This is a genomic window from Bacteroides sp. AM37-9 (genome assembly GCF_003603455.1).
In the GTDB taxonomy this organism is placed as follows: Bacteria; Bacteroidota; Bacteroidia; order Bacteroidales; family Bacteroidaceae; genus Bacteroides; species Bacteroides xylanisolvens.
Window position 1 is genome coordinate 87071 of sequence record NZ_QTNF01000009.1, and the last position, 21620, is coordinate 108690.

A 21620-nucleotide genomic window follows, 5' to 3' on the forward strand; every position below is an offset into this window, starting at 1 on the left:
CCCAACTATTTGAAGATTGAATGATGAAGCTTAATTTGTCGGATATAAGATATAATTGGGTAGTTATTTTTATTATCCAGTTGCTTTTGTCTCCCGGTATTGATGTGTTTTCACAGGCAATGCCTGTTGATACAGTTTATAACCAATCTTATGACTGGAGACTGGGACAGCGGGAGACTTTGCCCGAATGGGTGTTTGCTTCTCAACGGAAAGGCCGGGTAGTTGGTATATCTGATCCTTGTATGAAATCCGAAGCTGCAAGGATGCTTGCTTTGCAAAGAGCGGCTTATCTGTATTCATTGCAGCAAGGGGTACAATTGAGACTTCTCTCGGACGTTTTTTCCACCATGGAGACTGCCAGTAATACATACGAAGACCAAAGAAACAAAATGCTTGTACTGGGAGTGATCGAACATCCCGTTCAACATGTTTCCTACCGGATTGAGCATGAATATACTTCTATATTTGGAGAGAAATTTCTGGAGGTATCTTTTACTCCATCGAATGATAGTTGCGATTTTTCTTATCATTCCATTAGTGAGTTGATGCTTTTGTTTACGAAAGAAAGGGTTGAGGAAGAAGAGGTGAAATTCAATTTATTGTTGGAATCGGATAGTTGTAGGGAGCAATCAGACCAGTCATGGTTTCAGCTTAAGGGAACACAGTCATCTCCTCAAATAATTTCATATATGAACGGAGTTGAAATTTGTTCTTCACAGGAAGGCTGTTGGTATGAAGATGCCGGTTTTGGAGGTCAGGACGGATTGGAGAAGATGGATATGAGGAATGCCTTTTGGAATGCCTATATGTCTTCTTTGGTGAAGGCACTGTTGTTATATCCGTTTTCTGATGTAAATGTCAAGCAGGTGGACGATCGTTTCAATGGCGGCACTGATTCCGGTTGTGGTTTGTATCGGGAGAAGGTTGTCGCTGTCTTGTCCATTTCCCCCTTTATCAAAGATATACGGAATAATAAGCTGTATGTGGATTGGCAGATAACAGAACAACAAAATATAATAAGGAAATGAGGAAAAATAGGATACGAATACTATCTATGGTAGTTTTTTCATTGTGTTTGCCGTTTAGTCTTTTTGCGCAAATAGATAAAGACATGAAGGAGTTTGACGATTTTGTGAAGCAGCAGCAAAAAGAGTTTGATGATTTTGTGAGCGAACAGAATAAGGAATTTGCCGAATTCCTGAAAGAAACCTGGAAAGAGTATGATTTGCAGAAGCCGGTGGTACGTCCTCAAAGACCAGAGCCTGTAAAACCGGTCAGCTTTGACCATAAGAAGCCGGCAACAAAACCGCAAGAGGTTAAAGTAGGGGAGGTGACCCGACTCCCCATTCCGACAGTGACTCCAAGTGCGACATTTTCTCCTTCAAAAGGGAAAACACCGGTTCCGGTTATACCGGGAGGTAAAGATGTGGCTGTAGAACCGGAAAAGGATTTTGCGGTGCTCCCTGAAATAAAACCGGAAGTGAAGCCTGAAGAAACCGTTCCGGCCAAACGCTCACTTTCCGGTGTAGAGTTTTCGTTCTACAGTAAAGATTGTGTTGTCAATGCTTCATTGAAGAACCGGCTCACTTTAAAAGGGATTGCAGAGAAAGATATTTCTGCCGGATGGGAGACGTTATCGCGTAGCAACTATCAGCCTTTGATAGACGACTGTCTGGCTTTTAAAAAGGATAATGCCCTGAATGACTATGGCTATCTGCTGTTGACGAGGAAAGTTGCTACTGAACTATGTGGAAGTACTCATTCCGATGAAATAGCTCTTATGCAAATGTTTCTCCTTTCTCAATCGGGATATAGGGTTAAGGTGGCGCGTATGGATAACCGCCTTACTTTATTCTATGCTTCGAGTAACATGATTTATGCTACCTGTTTTATTACTTTGAATGGAGTAAACTATTACAGGTTTGATACTACCCCGGATAAAACTAATTCTATTTACACTTACAACCGTGATTTCGCCAATGCGAAGAACCCGGTAAATATGAATATCACTACTCCTCAATCCTTTTCAGGAACTTACGTGGAGAAAACATTGCAAGCGAAAGCTTATCCATCCGTCAAAGTCTGCTCGAAAGTAAATTCGGGACTTATTTCCTTCTATAAGGATTATCCGCAATGTGACTTTTCTGTCTATGTGGGAGCTCCTGTCAGTCAGGAAGTACAACAGACGGTGCTTCCATCATTGCAAGCTGCCATACAAGGGAAAAAACAATCGGAAGCTGCTAATATACTGATTAATTTCGTGCAGACAGCTTTTGATTATAAGACAGATGGTGACCAGTTTGGTTATGAGAAGCCTTTCTTTGTGGATGAGCTGTTCTACTATCCTTATTCCGATTGCGAAGACCGTGCTGTGTTATACTCTTATTTGGTACGTACTCTTATGGGGCTTGATGTTGTATTGTTGGAATATCCCAATCACATGGCAACAGCGGTCTGTTTTGATGAAAACATTGACGGAGATTATATAACTGTAAGCGGAAAGAAGTACATAATTTGTGATCCGACTTATATTGGAGCTTCTATCGGGCTTGCTATGCCGCAATTTAAGAACGTGGCAGCCAAGGTGAAATATTAATTTTATTATATTATGAAGAATATTAAAAAGTATTTGTGTGCCATTGTAATGATGGTTATTTCGATGACTGCATTTGCGCAGGAAGATGTTTTTAGCGGTGACTGGCTAGGAGCAAATAAAGAAGGCGATTTAAAGGTTGCGTTCACATTGAATTGTGATGGTAATTGGCAATTGAATCCTTATAATGAGAATGCCAGATGCAATGGATTTATGGAAGTGAATATGCTGGAACCCGGTGGAAGGGAATCTTTGATGGCAACTTATGAGTTTTACGTCGAGAGTATGAACGGGAATGAACTGACTCTTTCTTTTGTAGGCGGACGTCCGGAGGTTGATGCCGGGATTTCCGGTCAATGCAAAGTCGTTTATAGGGATGATAAGTTGTCGTTTACCGGACTTGATAAAGGCGGAAAAGATGCTGCCTTTAATGGATTGACACTTGTAAAAAGCGGTAGTGGAGCTGATGCAATAGCTGATGCTGCGGCGGATGACGGAGTTCCTTTGGGAGTAAAGATATTGGCTGTTCTCCAACTGATTTTGTATATTGCCGTTGTTTTATTTATTGTGGGGCATATGTTTTTTGTATGGTATAAGGGCGCACGTTATAAAGAGGTTTTTACGGTAGAAGGAATGTTGAATAAACGCCTTGCAGCCGGAATGCCGGAGAAAATGACGGATGAAGAGATAACGGAGGCGTGGAAGCTGATGGATGAGGCATTTGCTACTTGGACGGTGATTGAAAAAACAGATGATGATGAATTCAGAAAGCCGACAAAGATGAAGCAAATTAAGAAATCTGTTCTTTTGATTGATCAGGTTATCGGTATGTGTCCTACTGATGCTGATGTCATAGAACGCTTAAATTCATTGACTGATGTGATTAATAGTGGTGAAGAACGTCATTTTGATGGTTCCAAGAAATTAATCTGGTTAGGTGTCATTGTGGGTATCTTGATGTATTGGATGATGGGAGTCGGTATGATGTTTTCTACTTTAATAGCTACCGGTTTGTATGTGGTAGCGAGCAGGACGCCTCAATTCTTAATTGATAAGCGGGCACTTCGTGGCGGTGGAAATATTCATAATGGTATTTTTGCCGGAGTGTTCGGGTTATTGGCAGGAGCGCAGACAGTGCGGACAATATACAAGTTTAATGATGGTCATAAAGAATATTCTGATGATCATTCACAACATTGGATTGCTTTGGCAATCGGACTTGTCGTTTTGTTTGTATTGGCAATGATGATGGCGTTCTGGGCACTTCTGAACTATTTACGTAATTATGTTCTGTACTTTTGATGGATAAAACTAACATGGTTGTTAATAATGGATTCGGCAGCATAATTAGGCTATTTATGTTTTGAAGTAGAATTTAGAGTAGTAGGTGTACAGGGGATCGATGAAAATTCGATGACCTGTGCATCTTTTTTTAATTAGTGATACTACAAAATATGATTAAGAATCTGCTAATTCCAATATAAATTTTAATATTTGCATTATAACAATATATATCTAATTTTTATTATGCAAAACGGTAGTCTTTAGGTACCACTCCCATCCGCTTTGTAAACTCCTTATAGAAATGTGATCTATTCATAAACCTACTTTGATACATGATTTCTTTAATGAGATTTTTGGGTGGGGATAAAATATCTCGTAGAAAATTCCTGGCGACTCCCGATCATAGTTGTTTCCCGATTTGTATAGAGGCGATGAAGCTTGGCATCCATGTGTATGTGGAAAAGCCGCTTGTCAGAACTTCCTTTTTCTGTTTATTATTGACCTTAAACTCTCAAAACTTGCAAAATAGTTTCAATCGTTTCACAGAACCTTTCATGCCTTTGTTTTTGTTCTAAAAGTATGATTCGATTTGTTTTCTAACTTCTATATTTGTTATCAGAAACGAACGACAATGAAACATGGTATCTATATATTGACTATTCTTATGGCTTTATTAAGCCTTCCAGAAAGTGGGTATGCTTCGATTCCATTTTTCGCTGTTGCGAATGATACAATCCGGCGGGCAGTGATATATTTTGATGCGAATGAAGCGAAAGTGGATCTTAGTTATAAGAATAATAATCAGGTAATTATAATTTTAGATTCTTTGCTTCTCGGAAATTTAAATACGAAATATATAACAGCGCTGAATGTGGAAACTTTTGTTTCTCCTGATGGTGATGAATCTTATAATAGAAGTTTGGCTGCTCGGAGAAATGATTCGATAAAGGAATTCTTACAACGGTATAATTCGGATGTTAGTGTTGATAAGATTCATTTTTTTTCAGGGGGAGAGGATTGGTCGGAGTTTCGTAAGTTGGTGGCATCCGACTCTAACTTACCAGATCGGGAAGAAGTGCTGATATTGATTGATTATCATAAGAATGATGTCAATAAACGGAAGCAACTGTTGCGAAAATTGAATCGGGGAATTGCTTACCGATACATTGTTCACAATATCTTTCCAGAACTGCGGAGATCGGTTATTACGATTGTCGGAGAAACTTCGAAATTAGGTAAAGAGGCTTTTGAACCGGTATCTTCTGTCTCCGGGTTGTTTGTTTCAAAGCAGGAAGAGGCGCTTCCGAAAGATCAACCTGATAAGCCTGTGGGAGAAAGTGAAAAAAAACAGGCCTGTGAGGTCGATATATCGGAGGCAGAAGGGCCGGTGAAAAGCCAAACTGTACTTGCAGTGAAGAATAATCTGTTATATGATTTGGCATTGGCGCCAAATATAGAAGTGGAAATTCCGATGGGCAAGAGGTGGTCTTTGAATACTGAATATAAATGTCCGTGGTGGCTGAATAGCAAACATGATTTCTGCTATCAGCTCCTTTCGGGAGGGATGGAAGGACGTTGTTGGCTGGGAAACCGTCAGAAGCGTGACCGATTGACCGGACATTTTATCGGACTTTATGCTGAAGGCGGGATATATGACTTCCAGCTGCGTGGAGATGGCTATCAAGGTAAGTATTACGGAGCTGCGGGAGTGACTTATGGATATGCACGGCAGTTGGCACGGCATTTTTCCCTTGAATTCAGTCTTGGCATAGGGTATTTGACAACAGAATATAAAAAATATACTCCTTATGAGGGAGATATTGTATGGACAAATAGTGGACGTTATAACTTTATTGGTCCTACCAAGGCGAAAGTTTCTTTGGTATGGTTGATAACAACAAAGAGATAGGAGGGCGTAATGCGAAATACAAGATACGGGTTTCTTGTGCTTTTGTCCTCGCTGCTGATGCTAACTGGATGTAGCCGTCGCGATATATTGGATGATTATCCCGTAAGTGGGGTAGATATAAAGCTGGATTGGGATGGAGTGACAGATCAACTGCCGGAGGGAGTTCGGGTGATTTTTTATCCGAAGAACGGAGATGGCAGGAAAGTAGATAAGTACCTTTCGGTACGAGGCGGAGAAATGAAAGTTCCTCCGGGACGGTATTCGGTAGTAGTCTACAACTATAACACGGAATCTATACGAATCAGGGGTGAAGAGTCCTATGAAACGATAGAAGCCTACACGGGAAACTGCAACGGTTTAGGGATTGCAGGAACGGAAAAGATGGTTTGGTCACCGGATTCATTGTATGTGTTGAATATAGATGAGTTGAAAATAGAGAAGAGTGAAGAAGTGCTTCGCTTAGACTGGAAGTTGGAATCTGTGGTGAAGAAATATTCTTTTGTAGTAGAGGCTAGAGGCTTGGAGTATGTTGCAACAGTGGTAGGAAGCATTGATGGATTATCCGATTGTTACTGTATAGGCAAAGGTCGTGGAGTATGTAGCTCACAACCTATCTACTTTGAGGTAAGGAAGGGAGACAATAAGGTAACGGCATCTTTCACCGCTTTCAAACAAGTAAAGGAAATGACAATGCCGACGCGAATGTCAACATCAGAGAGAGAAACTTCTAGTGAGAAAGATGCTATAATATTAATATTGAAATTTATCAAAACAGATAATACAGTTCAGGAAGCAACAATTGATGTTACTGAAATAATAGGTACACTTGAAAATGCTGGAACAGGGGAAGATGGAAAACCAACCCCACCACCGGAGATTGAGTTACCGCCTGATGATAAGATTGAGGTTGATAAGCCGGAAACACCACCGAATCCTGATGGAGGTGGAGGAATGGGCGGCAATGTTGATGGATGGGGACCCGAAGATAATGTTGAGTTACCCGTGAATTGAAATAGATGCTATAAACAAAATATAACAATATTATAAACTTTAAAAAATACAGTTATGAAGAAGATTTTATTGGCAGTTACAGCTGCTTTGGCAATTACGGGTTGCTCACAGAATGAAGAGTTTGACTCCCCTTCACAGAAAGCCGAAATTAATTTTAGTACAGCTGCTGTTACAAGAGCAACTGCTATGATTACTGATAATTTTAAGCAGTTTAAAGTGTATGGCTATGCGCATACAGGTGGATTTACTACTGAGACTGAAAGTAAAACTCTTGTTGAAGGAATTTTTAATAAGTCAGAAGACAAAAAATGGTCAGAGAAAGATAGTAATAAGTTTTACTGGCCATCCGAAGGTAATGTAACTTTCTTTGGATATAGCCCTGTAGCAGAAACAGGGACTACTTATACTGCTCCAGAAAGTTCTAAAGGATATCCTACAATCGTTTATACAGTTAATGATGATATTGCTAGTCAATCAGATTTTTTGGTTGCTGATAAGACTGGTAATGGAACTACTAATGTGGATGGTATTTCTTTAGGATTTAAACATGCTCTGACCCAGATTGCATTTAAGTTGAAAGGGAGTGATTCAAATGTTAATTACACTGTTACAAAATTAGTTCTGAAAGGGATTAACAATGTTGGAACATATAAATGGGGAACGAATACATGGGAGTCTACAACTGGAACGAAAGATTATACGATTGATATGGTAAGTTCTGCTGCAACATTTGTCGGTGATAGTGCAGATGCTGTCGAATTGACAGGTGATGATAAAGTGCTGATGTTGATTCCTCAAGCTCCAAATAGTGCAAAAATAGAGGTAACATATACTGCTACTGATAAGACAACGAATATTGTGTATAATAATGCTCCTAAAGAAGTAAATGTACCGACTGCCCAGTGGGAAGTGAGTCAAAGAATTGTTTTCACTATTGCTTTAACCCCTGGTAAGATCATGAATATTTCAGGTGAGGTTGTAAACAATGGTTGGGCTGATAAGGAGCCTCAACCGGATGATCTTAAGTAAATATAGATACAGTTCTTTCATATAGAGTTAAATAATTATATTAATAAAAAGCAGCATGAAGTATTCACTTTGTGCTGCTTTTGTATATGATATGGGTTGTCTTATAATTGGTTCGTGATAGTAAAAGGTTTATTTTCACTTTTCTTCCTTTTTTTATGGCAATATGAAAGATTTCATATATTTTTGCTGGCAGCATAAACAAAAACAAACACAGTCAGCGTATGCCATCTATTTGTCAAGGAACCTGGGATTGTTAGATATGTCCAAAAGCGGTGAGTAATGCCATTACTCATGTGATTTATCAGCGTGGTTTTCATAAACCGGCTCAAAAGTGTGAAGAAAATCTTATCCTTTTTTTGATGAAGGGAGAAATACTGGTCAATAGTAAGGAATATGCGGGGACAATGCTTAAGGGAGGTGAATTTATCCTTCAAGCTATTGGTTCTATGTTTGAGATGCTTGCTATGACTGAATGTGAGTGCATTTATTATCGTTTTATTCAGCCCGAACTGTTTTGTGATTTCCGTTTCAATCATATCATGAAGGAAGTATCTCCTCCACTTATTTATACTCCATTAAAAATAATTCCAGAACTACAATATTTCCTCAATGGGTCTATTACTTATTTGAAAGGGGATAAAGTCTGTCGGGATTTGCTATCTCTGAAACGAAAAGAGTTAGCGTTCGTGTTGGGATACTATTATTCCGATTATGATCTTTCGAGCTTGGTGCACCCACTCTCTAAATATGTAAATAGTTTCCAATATTTCATTATTCAAAACTATAAGAAAGTAAAGACAGTGGAAGAACTGGCACAATTGGGTGGATATACTCTTAGTACATTCCGTCGTATCTTCAATAACGTCTTTCATGAACCTGTTTATGAATGGATGCTGGCGAGACGTAAAGAGGGCATTTTGGACGACTTGAACAACTCTGAATATAGCATTTCGGAGATATGCTATAAATATGGTTTTGAATCTTTACCCCATTTTTCTAATTTCTGCAAGAAATCTTTTGGTGCCTCTCCACGTAATTTACGTAGGCAAGACATTTCATAAATGCAACTATGTAAGATAATTGCGGTTCACCGGTTTCACCCAATTCTCTAAATGCCGATGAATAAGGTAACAGCGGGTGAAAGCAAGGGAGAAATTCAGGTGAAACTGAACCTTCCCGATTTCACCTATTGAGTTTATTCATACCGACTGTTGGACATATAGCTCCAAGGTGTTGGATATATAGCTCCAAGATGCTGGATATATAGATGCAACAACTCAAGTATTAACACATGAGAACTAAGGTGTTAAGACTTGGCGGCCAAAGTATTACATCCGTACAGTTCACTCATTAATACCTGAAAGCGGATTTGCTATAAGCATATCCGGATTAGCTATAATGATAATTGTTTTAGCTCAAGGGATATTTTAATAAGACAGGTGAAAGCGGTAACGAATGATTTTACCTTATTTCAGTCCTCGCTTTCACCCGTAATTCTCTCATTCATAACAGTTTTGGCTATAAGGTGAAATCGGTGAAACTTATGAATTAAAAGTTCATGTTACTGATCCGTATTAATAATAATTGTGATCTACTCATATATAAAGAAATCCCCTGTCGAACTAGCCGGCAGGGGATTCTGTCATTAATCAAATTAAGCTCTCGCTATTGAAATCTAGCAATTTCTAGTCTTTTAATTTTGCGATGATGAAGTCGCGGTTCAAGCGAGCGATGTTGCTGATAGAAATATTCTTCGGACATTCAGCTTCACAAGCACGAGTGTTTGTACAGTTACCGAATCCCAGTTCATCCATCTTTGACAACATAGCTTTTGCACGACGCAAAGCTTCTGGTTTACCTTGCGGCAGCAAGTTCAACTGGCTAACTTTTGCAGAAACGAACAACATAGCAGAACCATTCTTACATGCAGCTACACAAGCACCGCAACCGATACAAGAAGCAGCATCCATAGCTTCGTCAGCGATAGGTTTCGCGATCAGGATAGCGTTAGCATCCTGCGGAGCACCTGTGCGTACGCTTACATAACCACCAGCTTGCATAATCTTGTCGTATGCAGTACGGTCTACCATCAAGTCTTTGATGACAGGGAAACCAGCCGAACGCCAAGGTTCAACAGTGATGGTATCACCGTCGTTGAAACGACGCATATAGATCTGGCAAGTAGTAGCACCTGTTGCAGGACCGTGCGGGTGTCCGTTGATGTAAAGAGAACACATACCGCAGATACCTTCGCGGCAGTCATGATCGAATACTACCGGTTCTTTTCTTTCGCTGATGAGCTGTTCGTTCAGAATATCCAGCATTTCGAGGAAGGAAGTATCACCGGGGATATCTTTCATTTGGTAGGTTTCAAAAGCACCTTTAGCTTTCGGACCAGCTTGGCGCCATACCTTCAGTGTAAATGATATATTTTTATCCATTTTCTTCTAATTCTTTTAAATGTTTAACTTCACCGATTAGCTCTTGTAGTTACGAGTCTGAACCTTGATAGCTTCGTATACCAGCGGTTCTTTGTGCAATACCGGAGCCTTTTCATCATCACCTTGATATTCCCAGCATGCTACATAGAAGAAGTTTTCGTCATCACGTTTTGCTTCTCCTTCTTCAGTCTGGTATTCTTCACGGAAGTGACCACCACAACTTTCGTTACGGTTCAATGCATCGTAAGCAACAAGCTCACCCATAGTGATGAAGTCGTACAGACGGATTGCTTTGTCAAGCTCTACGTTCATACCTTCCTTAGAACCGGGGATAAACAAGTTCGTTTCGAATTCCTTGCGGATTTCTTTCAGTTCGGCGATACCTTTCTTCAGGCCTTCTGCCGTACGTCCCATGCCTACATATTCCCACATGACATGACCCAGTTTCTTGTGGATAGAATCAACAGATTCTTTACCCTGGATGCTCATGAACTTGTCAATCTTAGCTTGAACTGCTTTTTCAGCTTCAGCAAATTCAGGAAGATCGGTAGAGAAACGAGGAACAGTGATCTGGTCTGCCAGATAGTTCTGGATAGTGTAAGGCAATACGAAGTAACCGTCAGCCAAACCTTGCATCAATGCAGAAGCACCGAGGCGGTTTGCACCATGGTCGGAGAAGTTACATTCACCGATAGCGAACAGACCCTTGATAGTGGTTTGCAGTTCGTAGTCTACCCAGATACCACCCATTGTATAGTGGATAGCCGGATAAATCATCATCGGGTTATAATATTTCACACCACTGATTTCTTTAGCCAGTTCGCCCGGATTAACGTCAGTGATTTCTTCGTACATATCGAAGAGGTTACCATAACGTTGAAGAACAACGTCGATACCCAAACGGTTGATAGCTTCAGAGAAGTCGAGGAATACGGCCAAACCTGTGTTGTTTACACCGAAACCAGCGTCGCAACGTTCTTTAGCGGCACGGCTGGCAACGTCACGCGGAACCAGGTTACCGAATGCCGGATAGCGGCGTTCCAAGTAATAGTCGCGGTCTTCTTCCGGAATATCACTTCCTTTGATTTCGCCTTTCTGGAGTTTTACAGCATCTTCTTTCTTCTTCGGAACCCAGATACGACCGTCGTTACGGAGAGATTCAGACATCAAAGTCAGCTTAGACTGCTTGTCGCCATGTACCGGAATACAAGTCGGGTGAATCTGAACGTATGCAGGATTTGCGAATACAGCACCCTTGCGGTAGCAAGAGATAGCAGCTGTACAGTTACAACCCATAGCGTTAGTAGACAGGAAGTAAGCGTTACCATAACCACCGGTAGCGATTACTACAGCGTGAGCAGCGAAACGTTCCAATTCGCCTGTTACAAGATTTTTTGCGATGATACCGCGGGCACGTCCGTCAACGATGACAACATCCTGCATTTCATAGCGGGTATACAGTTTAACAGTACCTACGTTTACCTGACGGCTCAATGCAGAGTAAGCACCCAGCAGCAATTGCTGACCAGTCTGGCCTTTAGCGTAGAAAGTACGGGATACCTGTGCGCCACCGAAAGAACGGTTGTCCAGTGTACCGCCATATTCGCGAGCGAAAGGAACACCTTGCGCTACACATTGGTCGATGATAGCGTTAGACACTTCAGCCAGACGATATACGTTTGCTTCACGGGCACGATAGTCGCCACCTTTTACAGTATCGTAGAACAGACGGTAAACGGAGTCACCGTCATTTTGATAATTCTTTGCAGCATTGATACCACCCTGTGCAGCGATAGAGTGTGCACGACGGGGAGAATCCTGAATACAGAAATTGAATACTCTGAAACCCATTTCACCAAGTGAAGCAGCGGCAGAAGCACCTGCCAGACCTGTACCCACAACGATGATGTCCAAACGACGTTTATTAGCGGGGTTCACCAATTTCTGGTGAGCTTTATAGTTGGTCCATTTCTCAGCCACCGGGCCTTCTGGAATTTTTGAATCTATTTTGATCATAATATTATTTACAATTTAATCATTTACAATTTACTATTTAGCAAGCACCGCCACAAATCAGTGTTTTCACGAAGAATACCACTACTACCAGTGCGAAACCGAGTACAACAATCGTAGAATAGATGTTAGAAATACATTTCCAACGATTGATCCATACTTTGTTGTTCCATCCCAGTGATTGCATAGAGCTCCAGAAACCGTGAGTCAGGTGGAACCACAAAGCAAACAGCCAAACGAGGTAAAGAACTACGTAAACCGGGCTAGAGAAAGTCTGCTGGATGTGATAAGCACCGTTAGCGGCATAAGCCAGCGTCAGTGTATCAGCGTGCATGCCCATGTTGTGCATCAGTTCCGGCAACTGCATTTTTGCCCAGAAGTTGAAGAGGTGCAAACCAAGACCTACGATAACGATCAGACCCAGCACCAACATGTTTTGAGATGCCCATTCTACAGTTTTTGGTTTGTCAACCACTGCATAGCGTTCGCTACCACGCGCTTTGCGATTCTGCATTGTCAGCCAGAATGCGTAGATGATGTGAATCACAAAAAGAGCGGCTAGTCCTGCGGTAGCCACTAACGCATACCAGTTTGCTCCCAGGAACTCACAAATCATGTTGTAACCATCAGCCGAGATGATTGCAACCAAGTTCATCGCCATGTGAAATGTTAGAAACAGGACAAGGGCGATACCGGTAACGCTCATCACCACTTTCCTTCCTACAGATGAATTACTTAACCACATAAATGATTGAATTTAAATTATTTAATTGTTAGAACTAAAATTTCGACGTTTTACACCTCTTACGGACTGCAAAAATAGGGGAAATAGATTGATTGAGCAAGGAATTAAAGAAATAATTCTTTAATAATGGATCAATGCGCCAATGTGTCAATATGCCAGCCAGTATGTACGCATGGTGCAACTGATTGGCACATTAGTAGGATGAGGCTGTTTATTGTACTTTCCCGATTTTCTCACCGCCGGCTGCTTTTTTGCGTAGAGCGCGTGGGGTATCGCCAAAAGAGTCTTTACAGAAGTGTGCGAAATGAGACAGAGAGTCGAATCCGTATCTGTTACAGATTTCAGTGATTCGCATTTTGGTGTGCTGTAGGTCTTCCAGGATTCCTTCCCGTTTCTTTTCCAGTATCCATTCGTATACGGGCACACCATAGAGGTTTTTGAATAGTCGGCGGAAAGTAGTGGTCGTATATCCTCCCAGATGCGCAAATTCTTCCACGTTCTTCACCTTGCTGTAATTCTGCATGACGAAATAGTGGAAACTTTCCGTATAAGTGCTGATCGGATAGAAGAATGAACCCAGTTGGGGCAGCGGATAGAAGTTAGTAATCAAGAAAACCAGTTCTTTGCATTTTAAGTCGATATACTTGCTGCAAGGGTTTTCCTCAGCGAGGAATTCGGGCATACTGGTGACAAGGTGGTAAAGCCTTTCACTCATAATCAGTGGAGTGTAGGTCAAAGGAGCTTCCGCCTGTTCCATCATTTCCTTATATCGGTCTTCGCAAAGCAAAGGCAGTTCGTTGAACCAGTAGACAACATATTCAACATCTGTCAGTGCCAGTATTTCGACCTTGGAGCCAATAGCTTGCAAAACAATTTGTTTCTCGCGTAACGTTATTCCGGGATGCTCTTCGCTATTGATAAGTAATTCGCCCTTTATCATAAAAAGCATACAATTCTGCGTACACTTATCCTTGGGGATATGCTCTCCTTTAGGTAAGTTTCTATATACAAGGATATTCTCAACATTTTTTGGACATCCCGTACAGTTGGTATATTGTATGCAAAATGAATCTCCTGGCATGAGTTTTATGCGTGATTTATTATCTTAACGGAACAAAGATAGGCTTTTTTTGCGGAAAATGGAACTCTTTCTTTTATTTATGTTTTAGTAGAAACCTGCAAATATTATTCTTATCCCTTTGGATGATGTTAGAGAATTCAATATTTATCTGTTGTAAATTTCTGAATAGAAAACTTTATGTTGATTTTTGGAAGTATTATAGTTGTTTTTGAACATCTGTTTGCTTTTGATATGCGTATTTTTGCGATCTAAATGTTTTAATTATCAATCATTATGCTAATGCTAAGAAAAATTGTATTCTTCCTTTTTGTGTTTGTTGGATTATCATTGTTTGCACAACAAGACTATATGGTCAGTTCTTATGTGCGGGGTAATTTTTACAACCGTGGTCGTATTTCTACAGAAAGCTTGCGGGCAAGTGACGACCTTATTTTCTTGAATGTTCATCCTAATAAAGACGGATCATTGTCATTTGAGAATCCACGTGCATTTCAGGGAAAAGGGGTGACCACTTGGGAAGGTTTGATTAAATCGGTTCGTGCAAAAGTAAAAGGTACAAAAGTGAAAATACGTTTGGGAGCTTCCAGTGGCGAATGGAAAGCGATGATAGCCGATGAGGCCGCTCGTACGACGTTTGCAAAGAACATAAAGACTGTACTGGAAAAGAATAAACTGGATGGCATTGATCTTGATTTTGAGTGGGCAGAAAATGAGAAAGAATATAAAGATTATAGTTTGGCTATCCTGAAGATGCGGGAAGTGTTGGGAAACAAGTATCTTTTCAGTGTATCTCTGCATCCTGTTTGTTATAAGATTAGTAAGGAAGCTATTGAAGCAGTTGATTTTATTTCACTTCAGTGCTATGGTCCTTCACCGGTTCGCTTTCCGATAGAGAAATATTGTTCGGATATACAGATGGTATTGGAGTATGGCATTCCGAAGGAAAAACTGGTGGCAGGAGTTCCTTTTTATGGGGCGACCAAAGATAATTCAAAGAAGACAGAGGCTTATTTCAATTTTGTACAGAATGGATTGGTTACGAGTCCTGCACAGAATGAAGTGATCTATCAGGGAGATACTTATGTGTTTGACGGTCAGGATAACATTCGTATCAAAACCCGTTATGCAAAGGAACAGAAGCTGAAAGGTATGATGAGTTGGGATTTAGCTACGGATTTGCCATTAAGTGACAGCAGGTCATTACTAAAAACAATGACTGAAGAATTGAGGGAATGACTTAGTTCGCACGACTGCTGCTTGTAGATTCTTTTTGTAGATGCTGTCTAACAGGCTCTTTTTAATAGGTTCCTCCCCTCCTTGATTATAAATCAGATTTATAAAGAATGTGTTAAAACGTTTTTCTTTAGAGAAATACCCTTGCCGCAATATCTTCATTTGCAGGAATTTGTTCAGGAAATATGCCTCTACCAACAAGCATATCTCTGACTGCGACATTATTGTCAACATGTTCATTTTCAATGGCAGTTTGTCCGTATAGGTCTTTTTGCTGAACATTCACAGAGGTCATTTCTGCGGCAAAGTCTTTGGCTTTTATGCTGATGGTCGGAAGAAAATCAGCCAATGGTCGGCTATCAGGTACGCCAAGTTTACGTTTTAGCATTTTGGTGTCCATGTGAAACAGTGCTTTATCTCCTTTGGAACGTATAATGGCGAATCCTTGATTGTCAACTCCTCTTTCATATAAAACACCCGAGAGAAGTTTCTCTGTCTCGGCTAGTTTGGTACGTGCTTGGACACGTTCATATTCTATTAAACGTTGCTCTACTAATTCTGCACGGCGCGTTTGTATTGCAAAGTAGTTTTGAGCAAAGGCAATTTCTTGCTTTCGAGAATCTCCATTTTGTGCTACCAGATAGCAGGCATAACGGGTCAGAAAGATGTTATCTACTTCTCTTTCAGCGCCTGAACCTAATATAACCATTTTGCTGACGTCAGCAAAATGGTATGCAATATTTTCTCCGGCATTTTTACATGCATCTTTTGCTTTCTCTGTGATAGACAGGAAGTTACGCCATTGAGAATATCCTAACAATGGATAAAGTTCTCTCGCACTCCAACATTCCACTTTGTTGTATTCGCAAACAATGCTCTCAAACTGCTTAAATAGCTCTTTTATTTCTTCTGATTTCATTTTATTTCTGTATTATGTTTGTTCCTTTTATTCATCTGTCTTCATCTCCGCCTTGCCATAATATCCTGGCATCGGCACATAAATCGGATTATAATAAGTATTGATATTCTTCAACTTCTTCTCCTCCTCTTTCAGCCGTTTGATTTGCCGTGCGGCAGTGGTAGGGGTAAAGCCGCACAATCCTTGAAAGTCGCGACGGGTTAATACAGGGTTGCTCTTGAAGTAGTTTGTCAGCAATTTGTCTATCTCGTCATTTGAAAGGACAGCCGAATGGGGTTTCAGTTTACTTCGCTCCACATGAACAACACTGACAGACTTTTTCAGTTTGACGTCCGCTTTAAAGCTGATGTTGGCTTTGAGTTTTATCTGATTCGCTTTTAGTTTGGGCGAAGTGATAGGTTCTTGACTATTCAGCTTTATCTGGAAATAACCGATGCCATCCAGATGGACGCTTTGTCCTTCCCGAAGACGATCCCCCATAAAATGACTTAGGGATTCGAGAACTGACTTTACATCCCCTTCAGTTAGAGAAGTTGCTATCTGGATTTCTTTTGCCAAATAGTCTGTGTCAATGTGTTGGAAGTTGACTACACGTGCGTGATACACTTCTTTGTCTTCCTCATCCTTGGGACGGGGAGTCTTGTACAATTCAAATTGTATTGCCATTATTTATTTGTTTTTTGCCTTATACATTGCTACGCCTTTTTAATTTACCGTTGCAAGCCTATAAGGGCATTGTTTTTTGTTGTTGCGAAGCTAATCGATCATCTTCGGACTTAGGGGGAGGGTGTTATATAGCTGTTGTTTGTTTGCTATCAAGCGGCTTTTATAAGTTATCCTGCCTTTATTCTTGGACTAAGGCATAGGGATAGTTGTCTTCCGGTGCCTTTATCATTAGTTTCCCACGGCCGTGGAGAGATCTCTTCATGGCTGTGGTAGTATCTTTCCACGGCCGTGGTAGGAATTCGCCACGGCCATGAAGAATGAACTATATCGGTAACAAAGATAAACTATATCAGGGAGAAAAGCAAACTATCTCTGCTTGTTTGAGGTATTTATACGCCTTGTTCTATCTGATAGATATAGGGCAGGGGAGAATTAAACTATTCAACAAAAACAAGCTGTCTTATGCATATAGGGTCTTTATTCGGCTATTTTGTAGATGATAGATAACCTGTTTTTGCTGGTAAAAGTATGATAGATACCTTTTTTAAAAGCTATCTATCATACTTATTCCTTTGATAATGAAAAGACTATCAAAATGAATGATACTTATGATAGATATTTTTTCACTATGGTGAGTATATATGTCCACCGAACTGAAAAATGGTGTCTTATGATTGTTTACTGAATACCCTATTTCAGCTTCTTCTGATACTCATCCGAATTCAGTATCTCCAGCGCCTTTTGTATACTCTCATTGGTGGTATTCATTACCCGGAAATATTCGTTCATATCCCAAAGGTCACGGGCTATCAGTGCTTTAAGCTGTGTTTTGATGAGAGGGAGCGACTTCTGATATTGTTCTTCATTAAATTTCACTCCTTCTTTCTCTCCTATTTCTTTTAAAGTGGCGAGCATATCATCATCAACGACGAACTTTTCATCAAACGATTCGAATTTCTTGTATTTGTTTTTCAACTCCTTCCGGTGCCCTTCGATAAACTGCATGGTGAATTTAATCACAGCTCCTTTAGCTACCAGATTACGGTGATAATCCGTATAAAGAGTAGTATCAATAGGTACGAAATAGTCCGGCATGATACCCCCTCCGCCATAAACAGTGCGTCCTAGCTTCTTGGTTTGTGCTTTCAGTGAATCCGGGAAGTGAATACTGTCAGCATTCATCAGTTCACCGTGGTTGAAACGTTCTATCAGATCCTTGTTGTAATCGACAGTACTGTCGTACGGTTTCTGGATGGAACGTCCCGATGGAGTATAATAGCGCGCAATAGTCAAACGAATCATGGAACCGTCCGGCAGGTCGATAGGACGTTGCACCAATCCTTTGCCGAAAGAACGGCGTCCTACGATAATTCCTCTATCCCAATCCTGCACTGCACCGCTGACAATTTCGCTGGCGGAAGCCGTATATTCATCTACCAGGATGATAAGGCGTCCATTACGGAAATCTCCGTTTCCTTTGGCGTAGAAATCACTGCGTTTGGCAGTCCGTCCTTCCGTGTAGACAATCAATTCTTTTTGCCCCAGGAATTCGTTGGCAAGGTCGATAGCTGCATTAAGGTAACCTCCTCCGTTTCCTTGCAGGTCGAGAATCAGGTCCTTCATACCTTGTTTCTGAAGGCTTGTCATTGCTTTTTTGAATTCTTCGGCAGTGGTTGCTCCGAAGCGGTTGATGCGGATATAACCTGTTTTAGGCTGAATCATGTAAGAAGCATCGAGGCTAAGGATAGGTATTTTATCTCTTTTCACTGTGAACAATAAAGGATCCTGCACGCCACGACGAACGATAGTCAGGTTGACTTTAGAGCCTTTCGGACCACGAAGACGCTTCATAATATCTTCCGTACTCATTTTCACTCCCGCAATGGCGCTGTCATTGACCGCAACAATACGGTCACCGGCAAGGATGCCGACTTTTTCGGAGGGTCCGTTGCTGACGGGTTGCACTACTAACAGGGTATCTTCAATCATCTGAAACTGAACTCCAATACCTTCGAAGTTACCTTGAAGAGGTTCGTTCATTTTCTTCACTTCTTCTGCGTCCGAGTAGGTAGAGTGCGGGTCGAGTTGTGCCAGCATCTTGATGATGGCTTCTTCCACCAACTTGTCTTCATCTACTTTGTCTACATAGAAATGGGAGATTGCGAACTCTGCCATTTGTAGCTTGCGCATGGCTTCAGAACCGAAATTTTGGGCTTGTAAGGCTGATACTGCCCACAGGCAAGCCAAAAGGACGTATATTTTAATCTTATTCATAATCTTACTTTATATTAATAGCCGAGTATTAACAACCGGGCACAGATACGCCTGCATCCTTCTCAATTCTCCATTCTCAACTCTCAACTTATCCTCATTCCTTTGGGAATAAACTGGCTGATATCTTTATTATAAGTCAATAATTCGCGTACAATCGTCGAGCTGACGCAAGTCAGTTCCGGTTCTGTGAAGAGCAGGATGGTTTCAATGCCTGCCAGTTTGCGGTTGATGTCCGCAATCGTTTCTTCATACTCGAAATCTTTCACTGTACGGATACCGCGGACAATAAATCTGGCCCCTACTTCCTGCGCAAAATCAATGGTCAGACAGTCGTAGGACATCACTTTTATACGAGGCTCATCCTTGTAAAGCTCCCGAATCATTTCTTCTCTTTTCTCAATGGGAAAGTATGTATTCTTGTTCTCATTGATACCGATTCCTATCACGATTTCGTCCATAAAGGTGAGTGCACGTTCCACTACCGAATAATGTCCGATGGTGAAGGGGTCAAAAGTACCCGGGAATATTGCTTTTCTCATGATGCCAAATCTTCTTCTATAACCAGATTATCTATAATAAAGTTCTGTCGTTCCATGGTATTTTTACCCATGTAGAATTCAAGTAGTTCTTTCACTGCGTCCGTCTTTCGTAAAGAAACTTGCTCCAGACGCATGTCTTTACCGATGAAATGCTTGAACTCGTCCGGTGAAATCTCTCCTAAACCTTTAAATCGCGTGATCTCCGGATTCGGGCTTAGTTCATTAATTGCATTGACACGCTCTTCTTCACTATAACAATAGATTGTTTTTTTCTTATTGCGTACACGGAACAAAGGCGTTTGCAGAATATATACGTGGCCTTTTTTTATAAGGTCAGGGAAGAATTGCAGGAAGAAAGTAATTAATAGCAGGCGGATATGCATACCGTCCACATCGGCATCGGTTGCTACGATGACTTTGTTGTAGCGTAGTCCGTCCAAGCCATCTTCTATATTCAGGGCTGCCTGAAGCAGATTAAATTCTTCGTTCTCGTAGACCACTTTCTTAGTTAACCCGAAAGAATTCAGCGGTTTACCACGTAGACTGAACACTGCTTGCGTGTTCACATCACGGCTTTTGGTGATGGAACCACTTGCAGAGTCCCCCTCGGTGATAAAGATGCAGGAATCTTCTTCCAGTCCTTTTCCTTTCGGGTCGTTGAGGTGAATACGGCAGTCGCGCAATTTGCGGTTGTGCAGGTTTGCCTTCTTTGCACGTTCACGGGCAAGTTTGGTTACACCTGCAATGGCTTTACGCTCTTTCTCGGATTCTTGGATCTTTTGTTGTATCGCTTCGGCTACATCCGCATTTTTGTGCAAGAAGTTGTCCACTTCCTGTTTGATAAAGTCGCCTACATATTTATTGACTGTCACTCCGCCGGGAACCATATTGGTAGAACCCAGCTTCGTTTTCGTCTGACTCTCAAAGATAGGCTCTTCCACATTGACGGCAATGGCAGCAACCAGTCCGTTACGAATGTCGGTATAGTCCATATTCTTGTTGAAGAACTCCTTGATAGTGCGGGCGATGTGTTCCTTGAAAGCACTCTGATGCGTACCTCCTTGGGTGGTATGCTGACCGTTGACGAAGGAGTAATATTCTTCTCCGTATTGTCCGGTATGCGTAAAGGCGATTTCGATGTCTTCCCCTTTCAGGTGGATGATCGGGTAAAGTCCGGTTGCCGTCATATTGTCGTTCAAAAGGTCTACCAGGCCGTTGCGCGACAGGATACGGTGTCCGTTATAGATAATGGCAAGCCCGGTATTGAGGTACGTGTAATTACGTAGCATTGTCTCAATAAATTCAGGCTTGAAACAGTAATTCAGGAATAATGTATTATCCGGTTCGAAGAAGATGTAAGTTCCGTTTTCTTCTTCGGTATTCTGCGTCTCGTCGGTCAGCAGGTTTCCTTTTGAGAAAGTGGCGATACGTACTTTACCGTCACGGTAACTGCGTACCTCAAAACGGGAGCTCAAGGCATTGACGGCTTTCACACCGACACCGTTTAGTCCGACACTTTTCTTAAATGCCTTGCTGTCGTACTTACCACCGGTGTTCAGCATGCTGACGGCTTCGATGAGTTTTCCCTGCGGGATGCCTCGTCCGTAGTCGCGTACGCTGACACGGAGGTTTTCTTCAACGGTAATCTCGATTTTCTTACCGGCTTGCATTTTGAACTCGTCAATACTGTTGTCAATTACTTCTTTCAGGAGGACATAGATTCCGTCTTCGGCATGTGCACCGTCGCCCAGCCTTCCGATATACATACCGGGGCGTGTGCGTACATGTTCCATGTCACTTAGGTGACGGATGTTGTCGTCAGTGTACTCTACTGCATTGTTGTTGTCTACAGGTATCAATTCGTTCTCTTCCATAGCTGTTTT

General features: G+C 41.3%; 17 protein-coding genes. 8 read left to right on the plus strand and 9 right to left on the minus strand.

Annotated elements, in window-relative coordinates; translation table 11 throughout:
- Nucleotides 1-20: 20 nt before the first annotated feature.
- The 7 genes from DW862_RS08410 to DW862_RS08445 all read left to right on the plus strand — a co-directional run bounded on the left by DW862_RS08410 (nt 21) and on the right by DW862_RS08445 (nt 8887).
- The gene (locus DW862_RS08410) at nt 21-1028 is read left to right on the plus strand and encodes a hypothetical protein (RefSeq protein ID WP_055234480.1); all 1008 of its coding nucleotides are present in this window, start codon (nt 21-23) and stop codon (nt 1026-1028) included.
- A complete protein-coding gene (locus tag DW862_RS08415) occupies nt 1025-2596 on the plus strand; it encodes a hypothetical protein (protein WP_120067761.1) in 1572 nt (523 codons plus the stop codon). Before DW862_RS08410 ends, DW862_RS08415 begins: the two co-directional genes overlap by 4 nt.
- Before the next feature lie 12 nt (nt 2597-2608).
- Nucleotides 2609-3895, plus strand: a complete 1287-nt coding sequence (locus DW862_RS08420) for a hypothetical protein (protein WP_004298497.1) — start codon at nt 2609-2611, stop codon at nt 3893-3895.
- Between the two features lie 613 nt (nt 3896-4508).
- Nucleotides 4509-5786, plus strand: a complete 1278-nt coding sequence (locus tag DW862_RS08430; protein ID WP_120067766.1) for a DUF3575 domain-containing protein — start codon at nt 4509-4511, stop codon at nt 5784-5786.
- Between the two features lie 9 nt (nt 5787-5795).
- A complete protein-coding gene (locus DW862_RS08435; protein ID WP_243636460.1) occupies nt 5796-6797 on the plus strand; it encodes a DUF5119 domain-containing protein in 1002 nt (333 codons plus the stop codon).
- Nucleotides 6798-6851: 54 nt separating this feature from the next.
- Nucleotides 6852-7826, plus strand: coding sequence for a fimbrillin family protein (locus DW862_RS08440; protein ID WP_120067768.1), 975 nt, complete (start codon nt 6852-6854; stop codon nt 7824-7826).
- Nucleotides 7827-8083: 257 nt separating this feature from the next.
- Nucleotides 8084-8887, plus strand: coding sequence for an AraC family transcriptional regulator (locus tag DW862_RS08445; RefSeq protein ID WP_243636461.1), 804 nt, complete (start codon nt 8084-8086; stop codon nt 8885-8887).
- 624 nt (nt 8888-9511) lie between these two features.
- Here the strand turns inward: DW862_RS08445 and DW862_RS08450 are convergent.
- The 4 genes from DW862_RS08450 to DW862_RS08465 form a co-directional block, all read right to left on the minus strand.
- Nucleotides 9512-10267 (minus strand): succinate dehydrogenase/fumarate reductase iron-sulfur subunit, encoded by a 756-nt coding sequence (locus DW862_RS08450; RefSeq protein WP_004298485.1) that lies wholly within the window; start codon nt 10265-10267, stop codon nt 9512-9514.
- A 36-nt stretch (nt 10268-10303) separates the two neighbouring features.
- Entirely contained in the window at nt 10304-12283 is a 1980-nt protein-coding gene (locus DW862_RS08455) for a fumarate reductase/succinate dehydrogenase flavoprotein subunit (RefSeq protein ID WP_004298483.1), read from the minus strand.
- A gap of 37 nt (nt 12284-12320) precedes the next feature.
- Complete coding sequence (locus DW862_RS08460; protein ID WP_004298481.1) at nt 12321-13025, minus strand: succinate dehydrogenase/fumarate reductase cytochrome b subunit; 705 nt, start codon at nt 13023-13025, stop codon at nt 12321-12323.
- Nucleotides 13026-13236: 211 nt separating this feature from the next.
- Entirely contained in the window at nt 13237-14106 is an 870-nt protein-coding gene (locus DW862_RS08465; RefSeq protein ID WP_120067773.1) for an AraC family transcriptional regulator, read from the minus strand.
- 273 nt (nt 14107-14379) lie between these two features.
- Here DW862_RS08465 and DW862_RS08475 point away from each other — a divergent pair, with 273 nt between their 5' ends.
- On the plus strand, nt 14380-15342 hold the full coding sequence (locus DW862_RS08475; RefSeq protein ID WP_120067776.1) for a glycoside hydrolase family 18 protein: 963 nt from the start codon (nt 14380-14382) through the stop codon (nt 15340-15342).
- A gap of 127 nt (nt 15343-15469) precedes the next feature.
- Here the strand turns inward: DW862_RS08475 and dinD are convergent, their stop codons facing one another.
- The 5 genes from dinD to DW862_RS08500 all read right to left on the minus strand — a co-directional run bounded on the left by dinD (nt 15470) and on the right by DW862_RS08500 (nt 21611).
- The gene (gene dinD, locus DW862_RS08480; RefSeq protein ID WP_120067780.1) at nt 15470-16258 is read right to left on the minus strand and encodes a DNA damage-inducible protein D; all 789 of its coding nucleotides are present in this window, start codon (nt 16256-16258) and stop codon (nt 15470-15472) included.
- 27 nt (nt 16259-16285) lie between these two features.
- On the minus strand, nt 16286-16924 hold the full coding sequence (locus DW862_RS08485) for an HU family DNA-binding protein (RefSeq protein ID WP_004317070.1): 639 nt from the start codon (nt 16922-16924) through the stop codon (nt 16286-16288).
- A gap of 690 nt (nt 16925-17614) precedes the next feature.
- Nucleotides 17615-19198 (minus strand): S41 family peptidase, encoded by a 1584-nt coding sequence (locus DW862_RS08490; RefSeq protein WP_120067782.1) that lies wholly within the window; start codon nt 19196-19198, stop codon nt 17615-17617.
- Between the two features lie 83 nt (nt 19199-19281).
- Nucleotides 19282-19737, minus strand: coding sequence for a pantetheine-phosphate adenylyltransferase (gene coaD / locus DW862_RS08495; RefSeq protein WP_004311084.1), 456 nt, complete (start codon nt 19735-19737; stop codon nt 19282-19284).
- A complete protein-coding gene (locus DW862_RS08500; protein WP_004317072.1) occupies nt 19734-21611 on the minus strand; it encodes a DNA topoisomerase IV subunit B in 1878 nt (625 codons plus the stop codon). The genes coaD and DW862_RS08500 overlap by 4 nt, the downstream gene beginning before the upstream one ends.
- Nucleotides 21612-21620 lie beyond the last annotated feature (9 nt).